The organism is Streptomyces sp. NPDC093065 (genome assembly GCF_044754585.1).
GTDB lineage: Bacteria > Actinomycetota > Actinomycetes > Streptomycetales > Streptomycetaceae > Streptomyces.
This window is the reverse complement of the sequence record NZ_JBIVPJ010000021.1, coordinates 121,289-139,986: the sequence shown is the minus strand read 5'-3', so window position 1 is coordinate 139,986 and position 18,698 is coordinate 121,289. Positions and strand designations below refer to the sequence as shown.

At 73.2% G+C, this 18,698-nt stretch carries 15 protein-coding genes; 13 read left to right on the top strand and 2 right to left on the bottom strand.

Going from position 1 to position 18,698, the window contains the following annotated elements; translation table 11 throughout:
• Nucleotides 1–421 precede the first annotated feature (421 nt).
• The 10 genes from ACIQFU_RS30405 (at nucleotide 422) to ACIQFU_RS30360 (ending at nucleotide 10,139) form a co-directional block, all read left to right on the top strand.
• Entirely contained in the window at nucleotides 422–1,096 is a 675-nt protein-coding gene (locus ACIQFU_RS30405; RefSeq protein ID WP_328563011.1) for a response regulator, read from the top strand.
• A gap of 192 nt (nucleotides 1,097–1,288) precedes the next feature.
• On the top strand, nucleotides 1,289–4,045 hold the full coding sequence (locus tag ACIQFU_RS30400) for a DNA translocase FtsK (protein WP_402555740.1): 2,757 nt from the start codon (nucleotides 1,289–1,291) through the stop codon (nucleotides 4,043–4,045).
• Nucleotides 4,046–4,318: 273 nt separating this feature from the next.
• A complete protein-coding gene (locus ACIQFU_RS30395; protein WP_402555738.1) occupies nucleotides 4,319–5,182 on the top strand; it encodes a helix-turn-helix domain-containing protein in 864 nt (287 codons plus the stop codon).
• A 92-nt stretch (nucleotides 5,183–5,274) separates the two neighbouring features.
• Entirely contained in the window at nucleotides 5,275–6,756 is a 1,482-nt protein-coding gene (rimO, locus tag ACIQFU_RS30390) for a 30S ribosomal protein S12 methylthiotransferase RimO (protein ID WP_402555737.1), read from the top strand.
• A complete protein-coding gene (gene pgsA, locus ACIQFU_RS30385; protein WP_402555736.1) occupies nucleotides 6,753–7,526 on the top strand; it encodes a CDP-diacylglycerol--glycerol-3-phosphate 3-phosphatidyltransferase in 774 nt (257 codons plus the stop codon). The genes rimO and pgsA overlap by 4 nt, the downstream gene beginning before the upstream one ends.
• Entirely contained in the window at nucleotides 7,523–8,068 is a 546-nt protein-coding gene (locus tag ACIQFU_RS30380) for a CinA family protein (RefSeq protein ID WP_402555734.1), read from the top strand. Before pgsA ends, ACIQFU_RS30380 begins: the two co-directional genes overlap by 4 nt.
• 109 nt (nucleotides 8,069–8,177) lie before the next feature.
• Complete coding sequence (locus ACIQFU_RS30375; RefSeq protein WP_003973269.1) at nucleotides 8,178–8,558, top strand: helix-turn-helix domain-containing protein; 381 nt, start codon at nucleotides 8,178–8,180, stop codon at nucleotides 8,556–8,558.
• A gap of 184 nt (nucleotides 8,559–8,742) precedes the next feature.
• The gene (locus tag ACIQFU_RS30370; RefSeq protein WP_402555732.1) at nucleotides 8,743–9,213 is read left to right on the top strand and encodes a Dps family protein; all 471 of its coding nucleotides are present in this window, start codon (nucleotides 8,743–8,745) and stop codon (nucleotides 9,211–9,213) included.
• A gap of 6 nt (nucleotides 9,214–9,219) precedes the next feature.
• The gene (locus ACIQFU_RS30365; RefSeq protein WP_402555730.1) at nucleotides 9,220–9,501 is read left to right on the top strand and encodes a hypothetical protein; all 282 of its coding nucleotides are present in this window, start codon (nucleotides 9,220–9,222) and stop codon (nucleotides 9,499–9,501) included.
• Nucleotides 9,502–9,650: 149 nt separating this feature from the next.
• Nucleotides 9,651–10,139 (top strand): SRPBCC domain-containing protein, encoded by a 489-nt coding sequence (locus ACIQFU_RS30360; protein ID WP_402555728.1) that lies wholly within the window; start codon nucleotides 9,651–9,653, stop codon nucleotides 10,137–10,139.
• A 48-nt stretch (nucleotides 10,140–10,187) separates the two neighbouring features.
• Here ACIQFU_RS30360 and ACIQFU_RS30355 read toward each other — a convergent pair whose 3' ends face one another.
• Nucleotides 10,188–11,018 carry an Fpg/Nei family DNA glycosylase gene (locus ACIQFU_RS30355; protein ID WP_402555727.1) on the bottom strand — a complete coding sequence of 277 codons (831 nt, stop codon included), beginning with the start codon at nucleotides 11,016–11,018 and terminating at the stop codon, nucleotides 10,188–10,190.
• 18 nt (nucleotides 11,019–11,036) lie between these two features.
• Complete coding sequence (locus ACIQFU_RS30350; protein WP_402555726.1) at nucleotides 11,037–16,085, bottom strand: ATP-dependent helicase; 5,049 nt, start codon at nucleotides 16,083–16,085, stop codon at nucleotides 11,037–11,039.
• A gap of 656 nt (nucleotides 16,086–16,741) precedes the next feature.
• Between ACIQFU_RS30350 and ACIQFU_RS30345 the strand changes: the two genes are divergently transcribed.
• From ACIQFU_RS30345 to ACIQFU_RS30335, 3 genes are read left to right on the top strand one after another with little or no spacing between them, the layout of a single operon-like run.
• Nucleotides 16,742–17,608: an AraC family transcriptional regulator gene (locus ACIQFU_RS30345; RefSeq protein WP_402555724.1), complete on the top strand. Its 867-nt coding sequence runs from the start codon at nucleotides 16,742–16,744 to the stop codon at nucleotides 17,606–17,608.
• Entirely contained in the window at nucleotides 17,605–18,375 is a 771-nt protein-coding gene (locus ACIQFU_RS30340) for an AzlC family ABC transporter permease (RefSeq protein WP_402555723.1), read from the top strand. The genes ACIQFU_RS30345 and ACIQFU_RS30340 overlap by 4 nt, the downstream gene beginning before the upstream one ends.
• Complete coding sequence (locus ACIQFU_RS30335; protein ID WP_007445008.1) at nucleotides 18,372–18,680, top strand: AzlD domain-containing protein; 309 nt, start codon at nucleotides 18,372–18,374, stop codon at nucleotides 18,678–18,680. The genes ACIQFU_RS30340 and ACIQFU_RS30335 overlap by 4 nt, the downstream gene beginning before the upstream one ends.
• Nucleotides 18,681–18,698: the final 18 nt, after the last annotated feature.

The following is an 18,698-nucleotide window of genomic DNA, read 5'->3' as shown; positions in this document are numbered from 1 at the left end:
CGGGCCGCCGGGAGCCGGCGGGAAGCGACCGGTACGTTCGGACCTCGTGGCCGTAGTACGTTCGGGCACGGTGCCCTCGTAACTTGGGGCACCTTCCGTGCGGCTCGCTCGCGCGGTGTGCGAACGTGGAGTGTGTGTAAACGGCGGGAACCTTCGGGACTCACGCGAGGTCGCTGACTCAGCGTGCCCGAAGCCGTGTAGAAGCACGGGATTCGGGGAACCTTCTGGTCTCCCGCCGCGTTTCTGCTACGAGCACAGTGACATCACGGTGACAGGGTGTGGCGACAGGCGGGGTGCGGCTACGATGACCGGCACAAGGACGGGCGGCGCAAGGGAGCCGTCCCCCGGGGCGGCACCCGCCGGTGCCGTGCCAAGTCCTGTGGACAGGGGAGGCCCCACGCCGGGGCGAGGAGGGCGGGCCATGGTGCAGAAGGCCAAGATCCTCCTGGTCGATGACCGGCCGGAGAATCTGCTTGCGCTGGAGGCGATCCTCTCGGCGCTCGATCAGACGCTGGTGCGGGCATCGTCCGGGGAGGAAGCGCTCAAAGCACTGCTCACGGACGACTTCGCGGTCATTCTGCTGGACGTCCAGATGCCGGGCATGGACGGTTTCGAGACCGCCGCGCACATCAAGCGACGGGAGCGGACCCGGGACATCCCGATCATCTTCCTCACCGCGATCAACCACGGCCCCCACCACACCTTCCGCGGGTACGCGGCGGGCGCGGTGGACTACATCTCCAAGCCGTTCGACCCCTGGGTGCTGCGCGCCAAGGTCTCGGTCTTCGTCGAGCTGTACATGAAGAACTGCCAGCTGCGTGAGCAGGCGGCGCTGCTGCGCCTCCAGTTGGAGGGCAACGGCAAGGCCGAGGCCGGTGAGGCCAAGGAGCCGGCCGGGCTGCTCGCCGAGCTGTCGGCCCGGCTCGCGGCCGTGGAGGAGCAGGCGGAGGCGCTGTCCAAGCAGCTGGGCGACGAGTCGACGGACGCGGCGGCGGTGGCGACGGCGGCCCACCTGGAGCGCAAGCTCACCGGGCTGCGACGAGCCCTGGACGCCCTGGAGCCGGGCACGCCCGGAGGCCAGGCCGCGGTCAACTGACGTCGCACAGCCACCGGATGCCGCGTGCGGCGCGGTGCGGCGGTCTGGCGCGGCCCTCCGCGGGGTGTCCGGTGAGGCCGTGTCAGGCGCTGCACCGGAACGGTCAGTTCCGCCCCTGTCCGGGGGCGACACGAACGGGTGAAGCGGTAGGCACACGTGTCGACCGCCGTCTCCCCCGGTAACCTCGCACCCATGGCCTCACGTCCCTCCGCAGCCAAGAAGCAGCCCGCGAAGAAGGCGGCCGCTCCCGCGAAGGGTCCCGCCAAGAAGGCCGCCGCGAAAAAGGCGCCTCCCAAGAAGGCGCCCGCCAAGAAGGCCGCGGCGAAGAAGCCCGCGCCCAAACCGGCTCCCAACCCCACCGGGGGCGTCTACCGGCTGGTGCGCGCGCTCTGGCTGGGCCTCGCGCACGGAGTCGGCGCGGTCTTCCGCGGCATAGGGCAGGGCGCCAAGAACCTCGATCCGGCCCACCGCAAGGACGGTGTCGCGCTGCTGCTGCTCGGCGTCGCGCTGATCGTCGCCGCGGGCACCTGGGCCGACCTCAAGGGCCCTGTCGGCGACCTCGTCGAGATCCTCGTGACCGGCGCCTTCGGCCGCCTGGACCTGCTCGTGCCGATCCTGCTCGGCGCCATCGCCGTACGCCTGATCCGGCACCCCGAGAAGCCCGAGGCCAACGGGCGGATCGTGATCGGCCTGTCCGCGCTCGTCATCGGCGTGCTCGGGCAGGTGCACATCGCCTGCGGCTCACCGGCCCGCAGCGACGGCATGCAGGCCATAAGGGACGCCGGCGGGCTGATCGGCTGGGGGGCGGCGACCCCGCTGTCGTACACGATGACCGACGTGCTGGCCGTGCCGCTGCTCGTGCTGCTCACGGTCTTCGGGCTGCTCGTCGTCACGGCCACCCCCGTCAACGCGATTCCGCAGCGGCTGCGGCAGCTCGGGGTGCGGCTCGGCGTGGTGGGCGACCCGGAGGTGGACGAGTACACCGAGGACGACGAGCGGTACGACGAACAGTGGCGCGAGGCGCTGCCCGCCCGGTCCCGCAAGCGCGGCGCACCGGCCGCCGCCGAGCAGCCGTACGACCCCGACGCGGCCGAGCAGGAGGCGCTCGGCCGGCGCCGCGGCAGGCCCCGGCGGTCCGCCGTGCCCCAGCCCGAGATGAACCGTCCGATGGACGCCGTGGACGTCGCCGCCGCCGCGGCCGCCGCGCTCGACGGCGCCGTACTGCACGGAATGCCGCCCTCGCCGCTGGTCGCCGACCTGACCCAGGGCGTGAGCACGGGGGAGCGCGAGTCCACGACGCCGACCCCCACGCCCGTGCCGGCCGCGCGGCCGCAGCCGGGCAAGCTCAAGAAGGACGCCGCCAGGACGCCCGAAGGGGAATCGGCGGGCGGTGGGGTCCCCGACCTCACCAAGACACCGCTGCCCAAGGAACGGGACCTGCCGCCGCGCGCCGAGCAGCTCCAGCTCTCTGGCGACATCACCTACTCCCTGCCGTCCCTCGACTCCCTCACGCGCGGCGGCCCGGGCAAGGCGCGCAGCGCCGCCAACGACGCCATAGTCGCCTCGCTCACCACCGTCTTCACCGAGTTCAAGGTCGACGCCGCCGTCACCGGTTTCACCCGCGGCCCGACGGTCACGCGCTACGAGGTCGAGCTGGGCCCCGCCGTGAAGGTCGAGCGGATCACCGCGCTGACCAAGAACATCGCCTACGCCGTCGCCAGCCCCGACGTGCGGATCATCAGCCCGATCCCCGGCAAGTCCGCGGTCGGCATCGAGATCCCCAACACCGACCGGGAGATGGTCAACCTCGGCGACGTGCTGCGCCTCGCGGAGTCCGCCGAGGACGACGACCCCATGCTGGTCGCCTTCGGCAAGGACGTCGAGGGCGGCTACGTCATGCACTCGCTGGCGAAGATGCCGCACATGCTGGTCGCCGGCGCCACCGGCTCCGGCAAGTCGTCCTGCATCAACTGCCTGATCACCTCGATCATGATGCGGGCGACCCCCGAGGACGTCCGGATGATCCTGGTCGACCCCAAGCGCGTCGAGCTGACCGCCTACGAGGGCATCCCGCACCTGATCACGCCGATCATCACCAACCCGAAGCGGGCCGCCGAGGCGCTCCAGTGGGTCGTGCGCGAGATGGACCTGCGCTACGACGACCTCGCCGCCTACGGCTACCGGCACATCGACGACTTCAACCGCGCGGTGCGCGAGGGCAAGGTCAAGTCGCCCGAGGGCAGCGAGCGCGAGCTCCAGCCGTACCCGTACCTGCTGGTGATCGTGGACGAGCTGGCCGACCTGATGATGGTCGCGCCGCGCGACGTGGAGGACGCGATCGTCAGGATCACGCAGCTCGCGCGCGCGGCCGGCATCCACCTGGTGCTCGCCACCCAGCGGCCGTCCGTGGACGTCGTCACCGGTCTGATCAAGGCCAACGTGCCCTCCCGGCTCGCCTTCGCCACCTCCTCGCTCGCCGACTCGCGGGTCATCCTCGACCAGCCCGGCGCCGAGAAGCTGATCGGCAAGGGCGACGGTCTCTTCCTGCCGATGGGCGCGAACAAGCCGACCCGCATGCAGGGCGCCTTCGTGACCGAGGAGGAGGTCGCGCTCGTCGTCCAGCACTGCAAGGACCAGATGGCGCCGGTCTTCCGCGACGACGTCACCGTCGGCACCAAGCAGAAGAAGGAGATCGACGAGGACATCGGCGACGACCTCGACCTGCTGTGCCAGGCCGCCGAGCTGGTCGTCTCCACGCAGTTCGGGTCCACCTCGATGCTCCAGCGCAAGCTGCGCGTCGGCTTCGCCAAGGCCGGGCGGCTGATGGACCTGATGGAGTCGCGCTCCATCGTCGGTCCGAGCGAGGGTTCGAAGGCTCGTGACGTTCTTGTGAAGCCTGACGAGCTGGACGGCGTGCTCGCGCTGATCCGGGGGGAGTCTGAAGGGTAGGGACGGGTAGGCGAAGGGTTCCGCCGACGTTCCTCCGGCGGAGGGTCACGGCGGCCGGGCGGCCGATCGTGACTCACCCGTTAGGGATCATTGAGCAACCGTTTCCCCATGCCCTACGTCAAGTTGAGGGAAGTGACAAACAGGTAGTCGACCATCGGGGTGCCGGGCCATTCCGATGGCGTAAAGGTCGTACCGCCCGGTTGCCCCACCCCTTCGCACTCCTCCTAGACTGAACGCCCAGCACAGGCGGCTAAACGCTCGAAAGGCGCCCCCGTGTCCAACGGCAACTCCCCCGAAGACGAGCGTCCGATCGAAGACGTGTCCCACGACGCCCCTGAAGACGTGTCCGAGGAAGCCCGCCCCTCCGTCGGCCGTGCCCTCAAGGAGGCACGGATCGCCGCCGGGTTGACCGTCGACGACATCACCACCGCCACCCGGGTCCGCATCGCCATCGTGCACGCCATCGAGGCGGACGACTTCGCGCCCTGCGGCGGCGACGTCTACGCGCGCGGTCACATCCGCACCCTCGCCAAGGCCGTCGGGCTCGACCCGGCCGAGCTGCTCGCCCGGTTCGACGCCGAGCACGGGGGGCGCCCGGCGCCGACCGCCGCCGCGCCCCTGTTCGAGGCCGAGCGCATCCGCCCCGAGCGGCGCGGACCCAACTGGACCGCCGCCATGGTCGCCGCCATCGTCGCGGTGATCGGTTTCGTCGGCTTCACCTTCGTCAAGGGCGGCGACGACGGCGGCAACGAGGCGAGTGTCGCCGAGGGCGCCCAGCCCTCGTCCGGCGAGTCCGCCTCGGCCGGGGCCAAGCCCAAGAAGCCCGCCGACCCCAAGCCCGAACCGAGCGACAGCGCCATCGCCGCCGCACCGGCGGACAAGGTGACCGTCAAGGTCAGCGCCACCGACGGACGCAGCTGGATCTCCGCCAAGGACCACAACGGCCGGCTGCTCTTCGACGGCCTGCTCAAGCAGGGCGACTCCAAGACCTTCCAGGACAACGAGAAGGTCAACCTCGTCCTCGGCGACGCCGGAGCCATAGAGCTCTACGTCAACGGCAAGAAGATCGAGGACGACTTCCAGCCCGGCGCCGTCGAGCGTCTGACGTACACGAAGGGCGATCCGCAGGTCGGATAGCGGATCCGCCGCATCGAGTCGTCACGGGGTTGGCCGGGATCGGTCAACCCCGTCGACATGGGCCGTCGGCGGGACGAAGTAGTCTTGAGCCCATGCCTGAAAGCCGCACCGTCGCACTCGTCACCCTTGGCTGCGCCCGTAACGAGGTGGACTCGGAGGAGCTCGCAGGCCGTCTGGAGGCGGACGGCTGGAAGCTCGTCGAGGACGCCGAGGAAGCGGACGTCGCCGTCGTGAACACGTGCGGCTTCGTCGAGGCCGCCAAGAAGGACTCCGTCGACGCCCTCCTGGAGGCCAACGACCTCAAGGGCCACGGAAGAACTCAGGCCGTGGTCGCCGTGGGCTGCATGGCCGAGCGGTACGGCAAGGAGCTGGCCGACGCCCTCCCGGAGGCCGACGGCGTCCTCGGCTTCGACGACTACGCCGACATCTCCGACCGGCTCCAGACCATCCTGAACGGCGGCATCCACGCCGCCCACACCCCGCGCGACCGGCGCAAGCTGCTGCCGATCAGCCCCGCCGAGCGGCAGGAGGCCGGCGCCTCCGTCGCCCTGCCGGGGCACGGCCCGACCGACCTGCCCGAGGGCGTCGCCCCCGCCTCCGGGCCCCGCGCGCCCCTGCGCCGTCGCCTGGACGGCTCCCCGGTCGCCTCGGTGAAGCTGGCCTCCGGCTGCGACCGGCGCTGCTCCTTCTGCGCCATCCCGTCCTTCCGCGGCTCCTTCATCTCGCGCCGCCCCAGCGACGTGCTGAACGAGACGCGCTGGCTGGCCGAGCAGGGCGTCAAGGAGATCATGCTGGTCTCCGAGAACAACACCTCCTACGGCAAGGACCTCGGCGACATCCGGCTCCTGGAGTCGCTGCTGCCGGATCTCGCCGAGGTCGACGGCATCGAGCGGGTGCGGGTCAGCTACCTCCAGCCCGCCGAGATGCGTCCCGGCCTGATCGACGTGCTGACCTCCACCGAGAAGGTCGTGCCCTACTTCGACCTCTCCTTCCAGCACTCCGCTCCGAACGTGCTGCGCGCGATGCGCCGCTTCGGCGACACCGACCGCTTCCTGGAGCTCCTCGACACCATCCGGAGCAAGGCTCCCGAGGCCGGTGTGCGCTCCAACTTCATCGTCGGCTTCCCCGGCGAGTCCGAGGCCGACCTCGCCGAGCTGGAGCGGTTCCTGAACCACGCCCGCCTCGACGCCATCGGCGTCTTCGGATACTCGGACGAGGAGGGCACCGAGGCGGCGACCTACGGCGACAAGCTCGACGAGGACGTCGTCGCCGAGCGGCTGGCACGTGTCTCCCGGCTGGCCGAGGAGCTGGTCTCGCAGCGGGCCGAGGAGCGTGTCGGAGCGACCGTGCGGGTACTGGTCGAGTCCGTGGACCCCGCCGACGAGGAGGGCGGCGTCCGCGGTCGCGCGGAGCATCAGGCGCCGGAGACGGACGGCCAGGTGCTGCTCACGAGCGGCGAAGGCCTGAAGGTCGGTCGTATGGTCGACGCGAAGGTGGTCGGTACGGAAGGTGTCGACCTGGTGGCCGAGCCGCTGCAGGGCTCGCCCGAGTGGAGTGAGGAGGCCGGCAGATGAGCGGAGTCCCGGCGTCCGCGGCGAGCGGCTCCTCCGGCGCGCGCAGGACCGGCCCGCGCGGCACTCCCGGGGCGGCTCAGGGACCGGCCGAGCGTACGACTCCGGGGGGTGCCGTGGGACGGGGCGCGACGGAGGGCGGCGCGGGCGGGCGCGGCGGCAAGATCGCGGCGGCCGCCGTCAACCAGGCGAGCGTCTGGAACGTCGCCAATCTGCTGACGATGTTCCGGCTGGTCCTCGTGCCGGTCTTCGTGGTGCTGATGCTGGGCAACGGCGGATACGACCCGGCCTGGCGCTCCTTCGCCTGGGCGGCCTTCGCCGTCGCCATGTTCACCGACCTCTTCGACGGTCACCTGGCGCGCACCTACAACCTCGTCACCGACTTCGGGAAGATCGCCGACCCCATCGCCGACAAGGCGATCATGGGAGCGGCGCTCATCTGTCTGTCCGCGCTGGGCGACCTGCCGTGGTGGGTGACGGCCGTGATCCTCGGCCGGGAACTCGGGATCACCGTCCTGCGTTTCGTGGTCATCAGGTACGGGGTCATCCCCGCGAGCCGGGGCGGCAAGCTCAAGACGCTCACCCAGGGCATCGCCGTCGGCATGTACGTCCTGGCGCTGACGGGGCCCCTGGCCACCCTGAGGTTCTGGGTGATGGCGGCGGCGGTCGTCCTGACGGTCGCGACCGGCCTCGACTATGTGAAGCAGGCCATTGTGCTGCGCCGCCGGGGAATCGCCGAACACAGAGCGGCGTTGAAGGAGATGGAAGTTTGAGTTCCACGGCCGCCGACGTGGTGCGACTACTCACGGTCAAGGGCGAGACCCTTGCGGTCGCCGAGTCACTGACCGGCGGAATGGTCGCCGCCGCGCTCACCGCGGTCCCCGGGGCCTCCAAGGCCTTCCGGGGCTCCGTCACCGCGTACGCGACCGAGCTGAAGCGGGAACTGCTCGGCGTCGACGGCGGACTGCTCGCGGCACGCGGAGCGGTGGACCCGCAGGTCGCCGCCCAGATGGCGGCAGGCGTACGCACGGCCCTGGGCGCCGACTGGGGCATCGCGACGACGGGCGTCGCCGGACCGGATGCGCAGGACGGCCGCCCCGTGGGGACGGTGTACGTGGCCGTGGACGGGCCCCGTGGGGCCGATCGTGGTTGCGCCGATGGCGGAAAAGTGGAGGCGCTGCGGTTGAACGGCGACCGCGCGGAAATTCGTATGGAGAGTGTACGGAGCGTACTCGCACTTCTTTTGAGGGAGCTTGCGAGCGAACAGACCGGGAATGAGCGGGCACAGGATACGGAACGGAACGGGGGGTTTTGATGTTTGCAGCCCTGAGTGAACACGACATCGCTCCCCGCACGGCCGCGGCGCGAGGCGGTACGGTGGGGCGTGAAGGATGCGGTTACACGGTCCGAGGAGGGAGCCACCGATGATTCTGCTCCGTCGCCTGCTGGGTGACGTGCTGCGTCGGCAGCGCCAACGCCAGGGCCGTACTCTGCGCGAAGTCTCCTCGTCCGCCCGAGTCTCACTCGGCTATCTCTCCGAGGTGGAGCGGGGGCAGAAGGAGGCTTCTTCCGAGCTGCTCTCCGCCATCTGCGACGCGCTGGACGTACGGATGTCCGAGCTCATGCGGGAAGTGAGCGACGAACTCGCCCTCGCCGAGCTGGCCCGGTCCGCTGCGGCGACACCCAGCGAGACCGTTCCGGCGCCGGTGCGTCCGATGCTCGGTTCCGTCTCGGTGACCGGCGTGCCACCGGAACGGGTCACCATCAAGGCGCCCGCCGAGGCAGTGGACGTCGTCGCCGCCTGAGCGCCCGGGAACATGTGCGTGTGAGGCCCCGGCCGGGGTCGCTCCGTCGCAGCGGAGTGACGTGGTCGGGGTTTTCGCATTCCCGGACGGTGCCCGGACCCGGTGGCCCCGCCGGTTTGCCGGTCCGTGCGGGTGCGGTCATCGTGGAGGGAGATGGCCGGGGGACCAACCGACGGAGGCGTGGATGTACGTCGTGAAGAGCCCGTTGTCCGACGCGGACCTGAAGACCGTCTCCGAAGCGCTGCAGGGCGCCCTGGTCGACCTGGTCGACCTGGCCCTGGTGGCGAAGCAGATCCACTGGAACGTGGTCGGTCCGCGCTTTCGCTCCGTACACCTCCAGCTCGACGAACTCGTCGACACCGCCCGCACGCACTCGGACACCGTGGCGGAACGGGCCTCGGCGCTCGGCGTGTCCCCGGACGGGCGGGCCGCCACGGTCGCCGTCGGCAGCGGCATCGACGTGACCCCCGAGGGCTGGGTCGACGACACCACCGCCGTACAGACCATCGTGGACGCGCTGGGCGCGGTGATCGGGCGGATGCGCGAGCGGGTCGCGGCGAGCGACGACCCCGATCCCGTGAGCCAGGACATCTTCATCCAGATCACGGCCGATCTCGAGAAGCAGCACTGGATGTTCCAGGCCGGAAACGGATGACGCGTGATGGCGGCGGCGCGGACCGCCCGCCGGACGGCCGCGCTCGGCCTGTGCGCGCTGTGGTGGTGGGCCGTACTGCGCCTGGCGCTGGAGCCCGCTGCCGGGGTGCTGGAAGGGGCGGTCGCGGTCGGCGGCTGGGGACTGAGCGTGCTTCCGGTGCACTGTGTGCCCCGGCGCGCGGCCGTGGGGGCCCTCGCGGCGGGGCGGTGGCGGCGGGCCCTGCGCGGGGCGGTGCCGGGGTCGGCGTCGCCCGGCCCGGACGGCGGTGAGCGGGCCGTGGGCGAGTAGTGAGCGGTGGCGGGGAGTGCGGCGGCCGGGGGTGTGCGGCCACTGCGGGCGCGCTGTGAACGGCAGGGGTGCGCCCGCGCGGGCAGGCCGTGCTTAGTCGCGGTGCCGTCGGACTCCGAAGCCCACCGATGAACGGAAGGACAGAGCCGATGAGTGTCACCAGCCTGGACAAGGACCTGGACAACCTGACCCTCACCCTGGTCGCCGACTTCGCCGCCCCCGCGGAGCGGGTGTGGCGGTTGTGGGCCGACCCCCGGCAGCTGGAGCGCTGGTGGGGACCGCCGTCCTACCCGGCGACGGTGGAGGAGCACGACCTGACGCCGGGCGGGGACGTGACGTACTACATGACCGGCCCGGGGGACGAGAAGTACCGCGGCTGGTGGCGGGTGGCCACGGTCGACGCACCGCGGTCGCTGGAGTTCACCGACGGATTCGCCGACGCGGACGGGGTGCCGAACGCCGCGATGCCGACGACCGCGAACCGGGTGACGCTCACCGAGCGCGACGGCGGCACCCGCATGGAGATGCGGTCCGTCTTCGACACCCGGGAGCAGATGGACCAGCTCATGACGATGGGCATGGACGAGGGCATGCGCGAGGCGGCCGGGCAGATGGACGCGCTGCTCGCCGCCGGCTGAGCTGCCCGGTCGCCCGTCGCTTCCCCGTCGGTGCCCTGGGCGGGCGCCTCAGCGCCTCCTGCGGGCGCCCGCGGGTCCGCCCGGGCGCGGCGCGGGCCCGCTCTGGCAGGTCGGGCACCAGTACGTGGGGCGTTCGCGGGAGCCGTCGCCCTGGTCGGCCACCCGGACCGACGTGCCGCAGCGCAGGCAGGGACGGGGCGCCCGGCCGTACACGAACAGGTCCTGGCCCCGCACGCCCGTCGTACGGCGGACCGGGCGGTCGCGGTTGGCCTCCAGGAGCTCGTGCGCGAGTGCCGGGAGCTGTGCGGCGCGGTCGGCGGACAGCTCCCCGACCGGCAGCCACGGCGTGATGCCGAGCAGGAAGCAGAGCTCGCTCTTGTAGACGTTGCCGATACCGGCGAGATTGCGCTGGTCGAGCAGGGCCTCGCCGAGCGGACGGGCCGGGTCCGCACGCAGGTTGTCGAGTGCCCGCGCCGGGTCCCAGTCGGGGCCGAGCAGATCAGGGCCGAGATGGCCGACGGCGCGCTGCTCGGCGGTGGTGCGCAGGATCTCCAGCACCGGGAGGCGGTAGCCGACAGCTGTGCGGTCGGCGGTGCCGAGGACCACTCTGATCTGGTGCGCGGGGCCGCCGCTCCAGCGCTGACCGGGTGCGAACACCTTCCAGGAGCCGTCCATCCGCAGGTGCGAGTGCACCGTCAGGCCGCCCTCGACACGGGTGAGCAGGTGCTTGCCGCGTGGGGTCACGTCCAGGACGGCGCGGCCGGTGAGGTCGGCCGTGGCGTACCTGGGGACGCGGAAGTCGCTGCGGGTCAGCACCTTGCCCGCGAGGGCGTCGTGCAGCCGTCGCGCCGCCTGCCAGACCGTGTCTCCTTCGGGCATGGTCCAAGGGTGACAGGGTCACGCCCTGATGCGCAGACCGCGCGGGGTGGCGATGAAGCCCGCTCCTTCCAGGAGGGGGCCGAAGGGGGACGTCAGCGCCGCCGCCCCGTTGACCCGCTCCACGGTCACGGTGCCGAGGGAACCGGCGCGGGCGGCCTCCGCGAGCGCCTCCGCGGCGGCGCGCAGGCGCCGGTCCTCGGTGGGCAGGCGGTCGGGCTCCGAGGGCCACAGCAGGAGCGTCTTGCCACCGCGCTCCATGTAGAGCGCCGGTTCGCCCTCGACGAGCACCACCAGGGAGCCCGCCTTGCGGCCGGGCTTGTGCGTGGCACCGGCCGGCGGCTCGGGCCAGCCGAGGGCCGCGCCGTAGGCGTTCGCCGGGTCCGCGGCGGCCAGGACGACCGCCCGCGGTCCCGCGGCGGGGCGGTCGCGCCGGCCGGGGAACCCGCTGTCGTACGGGACGTGCCCGCCGCCGAAGCCGGCGCCCCCGCGCGGACCGCCGGCGCCCGGCTCGGCATAGTCGCGCGGCGAGATGTAATCCCCTCGGGACGGTGAACGTCCCAGGCCGTCGGGATCGGCGAAGACGTCGTCGAAGGGCGCCGGGGCGCCGGGCCCTCCCAGGTCTCCCGGGCCTTCCCGGCCTCCCGGGCTTCCGAGGGCGAAGTCGGCGAAGGGGTCCGGGGCGGAGTCGGGGCCGCCGGAGGCCGGGTCGCCGAAGGGGTCCGGAGGGCCGAGGGGGGAGTCGCCGGCCGGTCCGGCGGGGCCGCCGGGTGCCGGACCGTTCACGGGGCCGCCGGGGCGACCCGCCTGAACGGTCGGGCCGTCACCGCGCTCGCGGGCGTTCGCCACCGCGCGCAACCTGTCCACGGCCCCCTCCATGGCGAACTGCGCCGCACCGAGCCCCTCCACCACATAGCCGCGCCGGGCCTGGCCGCTCTCCTCGAAGGCGGCCAGGATCCGGTACACCGCCGAGAATCCGCCCTCCACGCCTTCCGCGGCGACGGCGCCGCGGGTCACCACGCCGTGCCGGTCGAGGAGCGTGCGGGCCAGGGCATGGGCCCGCACCGTCCCGTCGGCCTCGCGTGCCGGGAGCAGCGACCAGCGGCCCGCGACCGTCGGCGGGCCGGTGCGGGACGCCGGGCGGGCGGCGGCCGTGAGCGAGCCGTACCGGCCTCGGGGCACCGCGCGCTTGGCACGGTGGGCGGTGGAACCGGCGGTGCGCCCGGAGCCCAGCAGGGAGCGCAGGGGTGCGAGGGTGTCGTTGGTCAGCCGTCCGGACCAGGCGAGGTCCCACAGGGCATCGGCCAGCTGCGGATCGGTGGCCTCCGGGTGAGTGGTGGCGCGGACCTGGTCGGCGATCTGGCGGAAGAACAGGCCGTACCCGCCCGAGAGGGTGCTCAGGACGGACTCGTGCAGGGCGGTCGTCTCCAGGGGGTGCGGGGGCGGCAGGAGCAGCGGGGCCGCGTCCGCCAGGTAGAGGGAGACCCAGCCGTCCTTGCCGGGCAGCGAACCCGCCCCCGCCCACACCACCTCACCGGCGGCCGTCAGCTCGTCCAGCATCGCCGGGTTGTAGTGCGCCACCCGGGAGGGCAGGACCAGCTTCTCCAGGGCGGAGGCGGGCACGGAGGCGCCCTGCAACTGCTCGACGGCACGGACCAGCCCGTCGACGCCGCGCAGGGTGTGTCCCTTGCCGATGTGCTGCCACTGGGGGAGGAACTGGCCGAGCGCGGCCGGTGCCACCGGCTCCAGCTCGTGCCGGAGCGCGGCCAGGGAACGGCGGCGCAGCCTGCGCAGAACCGTCGCGTCGCACCACTCCTGGCCGATGCCGGCCGGGTGGAACTCGCCCTGCACGACCCGCCCCGTCCCGGCCAGCCGCTGCAGGGCGCCCTCGGTGACCGCCACGCCCAGGCCGAAGCGGGCCGCAGCGGTGACCGACGTGAAGGGGCCGTGGGTGCGGGCATGGCGGGCGAGGAGGTCGCCGAGCGGGTCCTTGACCGGCTCGGTGAAGGCCTCCGGCACACCGACGGGCAGCGCCGTGCCCAGCGCGTCGCGCAGCCGGCCCGCGTCCTCGATCGCCGCCCAGTGGTCGGCGCCGGCGACACGCACCCTGATCGCGCGGCGGGCCGCGGCCAGTTCGGGTGCCCACTGCGGCTCGGCGCCCCGCTCGGCCAGCTCCGCGTCCGTCAGCGGGCCGAGCACCCGCAGCAGGTCCGCGACCCCCTCGGGATCCTTGATCCGGCGGTCCTCGGTGAGCCACTGCAGCTCGCGCTCCAGCTCGGTGAGCACCTCCGCGTCGAGCAACTCGCGCAGCTCCGCCTGGCCGAGCAGCTCCGCCAGCAGCCGCGAGTCCAGCGACAGGGCTGCGGCCCGGCGCTCGGCGAGCGGCGAGTCGCCCTCGTACAGGAACTGGGCGACGTAGCCGAAGAGCAGGGAACGGGCGAACGGGGACGGCTCCGGGGTGGTCACCTCGACCAGGCGCACCTTGCGGGACTCCACGTCGCCCATCAGCTCGACCAGGCCGGGCACGTCGAAGACGTCCTGCAGGCACTCGCGGACCGCCTCCAGGACGATCGGGAACGAGCCGTACTCGCTCGCCACCTCCAGCAGCTGCGCGGCCCGCTGGCGCTGTTGCCACAGCGGGGTGCGCTTGCCGGGGCTGCGGCGCGGCAGCAGCAGTGCGCGGGCGGCGCACTCGCGGAAACGGGACGCGAACAGCGCCGAACCGCCCACCTGGTCGGTGACGACCCGGTCGACCTCGCCCTTGTCGAAGACGACGTCGGCGGCGCCGACGGGGGCCTTCTCGGCGTCGTACTCGAGGCCCGGCTTGGCGGGGTCCCGGTCGAGGAAGTCCAGGCCCATCAGGTCGGCGTCCGGCAGGCGCAGCACGATGCCGTCGTCGGCGTGCATGACCTGGGCGTCCATGCCGTACCGCTCGGACAGGCGGGCGCCCAGGGCCAGCGCCCAGGGGGCGTGGACCTGGGCGCCGAAGGGGGAGTGGACCACGACCCGCCAGTCGCCCAGCTCGTCCCGGAAGCGCTCGACGACGATGGTGCGGTCGTCGGGGACGTGGCCGCAGGCCTCGCGCTGCTCGTCGAGGTACGACAGCACGTTGTCCGCGGCCCAGGAGTCCAGGCCCGCGGCGATCAGGCGCAGCCGGGCGTCCTCCTTGGACAGGGAGCCGACCTCGCGCAGGAACGCGCCCAGCGCGCGGCCCAGCTCCAGGGGACGCCCCAGCTGGTCGCCCTTCCAGAACGGCAGCCTGCCCGGTACGCCCGGCGCCGGGGAGACCAGGACCCGGTCGCGCGTGATGTCCTCGATCCGCCAGGAGCTGGTGCCGAGCGTGAAGACGTCCCCCACGCGGGACTCGTACACCATCTCCTCGTCCAGCTCGCCGACCCGGCCGCCGCCCTTCTTCGGGTCGGCACCGGCGAGGAACACCCCGAAGAGCCCCCGGTCGGGGATCGTGCCCCCGGACGTCACGGCGAGCCGCTGGGCCCCAGGGCGGCCGGTGACCGTGCCGGCGATCCGGTCCCACACCACGCGCGGACGCAGCTCGGCGAAGGCGTCGGAGGGATAGCGGCCCGCGAGCATGTCCAGGACGGCGGTGAAGGCCGACTCGGGCAGCGAGGCGAAGGGCGCGGCGCGGCGGACGGTGGCGAGGAGGTCGTCGACCTGCCAGGTGTCCAGCGCGGTCATCGCCACCAGCTGCTGGGCCAGTACGTCCAGCGGGTTGGCGGGGATCCTCAGGGCCTCGATGGCGCCGCTGCGCATCCGCTCGGTGACCACGGCGGACTGCACGAGGTCGCCGCGGTACTTGGGGAAGACCACGCCCGTGGAGACGGCACCGACCTGGTGTCCCGCGCGGCCGACGCGCTGGAGGCCGGAGGCGACGGAGGGCGGCGACTCGACCTGGACGACCAGGTCGACGGCGCCCATGTCGATGCCCAGCTCGAGGCTGGAGGTCGCGACGACGGCGGGCAGCCGGCCGGCCTTGAGGTCTTCCTCGACGACGGCGCGCTGCTCCTTGGAGACCGAGCCGTGGTGGGCGCGGGCGATCACGGGCGGCGCGCCCTGGGCGGCACCCGAGCCGCCCATCAGCTCGGCCGGGGAGTGGTGCTCGTCCAGCGGCTCGCCGGTGGCACGCTCGTAGGCGATCTCGTTGAGCCGGTTGCACAGGCGCTCGGCAAGCCGCCGGGAGTTGGCGAAGACGATCGTGGAGCGGTGCGACTGGACCAGATCGGTGATCCGCTCCTCGACGTGCGGCCAGATCGACGGACGCTCCGCCCCCTCGTTGCCGTCCGCGACCGGGGAGCCGCCCAGCTCTCCCAGGTCCTCGACGGGGACGACGACGGACAGGTCGAACTCCTTGCCCGACTCCGGCTGGACGATCTCGACCCGGCCGCGCGGGGCGAGGAACCGGGCGACCTCGTCCACCGGGCGGACCGTCGCCGACAGACCGATGCGGCGGGCCGGCTTCGGCAGCAGCTCGTCCAGCCGCTCCAGGGTCAGCGCGAGATGGGCGCCGCGTTTGGTGCCCGCGACGGCGTGCACCTCGTCCAGGATCACCGTGTCGATGCCGGTCAGCGCGTCGCGCGTGGCCGACGTCAGCATCAGGAACAGGGACTCCGGGGTGGTGATCAGGATGTCCGGCGGCCGGGTGGCCAGCGCGCGGCGTTCGGCGGCGGGGGTGTCGCCGGAGCGGATGCCGACCTTGACCTCGGGCTCGGGCAGGCCGAGACGTACCGACTCCTGGCGGATGCCGGTCAGCGGGCTGCGGAGATTGCGCTCGACGTCGACGGCCAGGGCCTTGAGCGGGGAGACATACAGGACGCGGCAGCGCTTCTTGGGGTCGGCGGGCGGGGGTGCCGAGGTCAGCTGGTCCAGTGCGGCGAGGAAGGCGGCCAGTGTCTTGCCGGATCCCGTGGGCGCGACCACCAGCACGTCCGAACCCTGCGAGATGGCCTGCCACGCGCCCGCCTGGGCGGAGGTGGGCGCGGAGAATGCCCCCGTGAACCAGCCGCGGGTCGCGGGGGAGAAGCCGTCGAGGGCTCGGTGTGCGGAGCTGACCATGGATCCATCGTGCACCCGGCCACTGACAATCGGCCCGAGCCGGGCGGACGGGCCGGTCCCCGCCGGTGCGCAGCGGGCGGCCGGACGCCGGGCAGGCGGCAGTACCGGCCGGATGCCGGGGCCGCTCGTCCGAGCCGGGCGTCAGGGGGTTCCGAGCCGGCCCGGAGCCGGACGTCCACGGCCGGTGGCCGGCAGGGCGTGCGGACCGACTGGTCGTCGAGTCCGTCCGGCCGGACGCGGGTCGTGCGAGCGTGACGGACTGGTGGGGCGTTCCGAGTCGGTCGCGGGGAACGACGGCCGGGGCCGCGCGTCCGGGGGCTTCGGTCACGCCGGCGTTCCGGGAAGGGGGTACGGGCTGGTCGTCGAGCCCGTCCGGGGCGTCGTCGGAGGCCGGGCGCGAATGTCCGAGGGCCGGATTGGGTGGCCCGTCGGCGTCGGCGGCGGCGTCGTTGCGGCCTCCGGGCCGGGCGCCGGGGGCGGTGGCCCGGGCGGTGGCCGGAGGCCGGGGCAGCCGAGGGTGGATCGCTCCGGTCGACCGGGCCGGCCGAGCCCGTCGGCAGTCCCCGTCGGCAGTCCCCGCAGGTCGTCGAGCCCGCCCGGGCCGGCGCGGGCGGCGAGGCGGGGACGGCAGGGTGCGCGTGGCGGAGAATGGGGACATGGCGGGATCGGGTGAGCGGGCACGGCACTGGCGTTACGCGGAGCTGCCCGACGTCGACCTGCTCCGCGCCCAGTACATACGGAAGACCTTCGTGCGCCACACGCACGAGCACTTCGTCATCGCCGCCATCGCCGACGGCGTGGAGGTCTTCCACCACGGCGGCGGCGACCAGTACGCCGGGGCCGGCTCGCTCGCCCTGGTCAACCCGGACACCCCGCACACCGGACGGGCCGGAGTACCCGAGGGGTGGCGGTACGGGGCCGTCTACCCGGCGCCCGAGCTGGTGGCCGGGATCGCGGCGGAGACGACGACACTGCGCGGGACACCGGGGTTCGTCCGGCCGGTGCTCGACGATCCGTACACCGTCGAGCTGGTGCACCGCGTGCTGCGGGCCGCCGACGACGGGAACGCGCTCGCCGCCGACACCCTGCTGCGGGTGGCCGTGACCCGGCTGCTGCGGCTGAACGGCGGCCCGCTGCCACGGCGCCCGGTGCGCACGGCCGGAGCCAGGACGGCAGCACGCGCGCGTGCCGCGCTGGAAGAGCGGATGGCCGACCCGCCGAGCCTGGAGCGGTTGGCCGGGGAGCTCGGCAGCAGCCCGTTCGCGCTGCTGCGCGCCTTCCGGGACGCCTACGGGATGCCGCCCCACACCTGGCTGACGGACGCCCGGGTGCGTCGGGCGCGGCGGCTGCTGGACACCGGGACCTCCCCGGCCGAGGCCGCCGTCGCCGTGGGGTTCACCGATCAGCCGCACCTGAACCGGCACTTCGCGCGGATCGTCGGCGTGCCGCCCGGTGCCTACCAGCGGGAGCGCAAGAACGTACAAGACGCGCGGTCGGAGCTGCTCCTACCGTTCGAGGCGTGAGAGAACAGACAGCTCTTCCCGACGCCCCCGACGCGGGCGCCACCGGTGGCAAGCCGGACGCCGCCGTCGTGCGGGACGCCCTCGGGGTCGGAGTCGCCGTCGGACTGTCCGGGTTCGCCTTCGGAGTGACCTCGGCCGGCAGCGGACTCACCCTCGCCCAGACCTGTGCGCTCAGCCTCCTGGTGTTCACCGGGGCGTCCCAGTTCGCGCTCGTCGGTGCGCTCGCGGCGGGCGGCAACCCGCTCACCGCGGCGGCGGGGGCCTTCTTCCTGGGCGTGCGCAACGCCTTCTACGGTTTGCGGCTGTCGCAGTTGCTGGCCCTCCCGCGCGCGGTGCGGCCGCTGGCCGCGCAGTGGGTCATCGACGAGACGACCGCCGTGGCCCTCGCCCAGCCCACACGGCGCGGCGTCCGGATCGGGTTCACCGTCACCGGACTCACCCTGTACGTCCTGTGGAACCTCACCACACTGCTCGGCGCGCTGGGCGCGGAGGCCATCGGGGACACCGACGCCTGGGGCCTCGACGCGGCCGGCCCCGCCGTCTTCCTCGCGCTGCTCGCACCGATGCTGAAGGACACCACCGAGCGCACCGTCGCCGCCCTGGCCGTGCTCCTGGGGCTCGGTCTGCTGCCCGTGCTGCCCGCCGGCGTGCCCGTCCTGGTGGCCGCACTGGCGGCACCCCTCGTCCTGTGGGCGCGCGGACGCCGCGCGGGTGGTGCCGGGGACGGCGCGGGCCGTGGGACCGCCGAGGGGGAGGAGGAACGGTGAGCGTGTGGATCGCGATCGGAGTGACCGCGGTGGGCTGCTACGCCGTCAAGCTTCTGGGGCTGCTGGTGCCCGCGGGCGCCCTGGAACGGCCCCTGGTCCGGAGGCTCGCCGCGCTGCTGCCCGTGGCCCTCCTCGCGGCGCTCACCGCCCAGCAGACCTTCGCCGACGGACAGGCACTCGTGCTGGACGCGCGGACCGCGGGCGTCGCCGCGGCCGCTGTCGCGCTGCTGCTGCGCGCGCCGTTCCTGCTCGTCGTCGCGGCCGCCGTGGTGGTCACCGCAGGCGTGCGGGCCATGGGCGGCTGAGCGCCCGGAGGCCGGCAG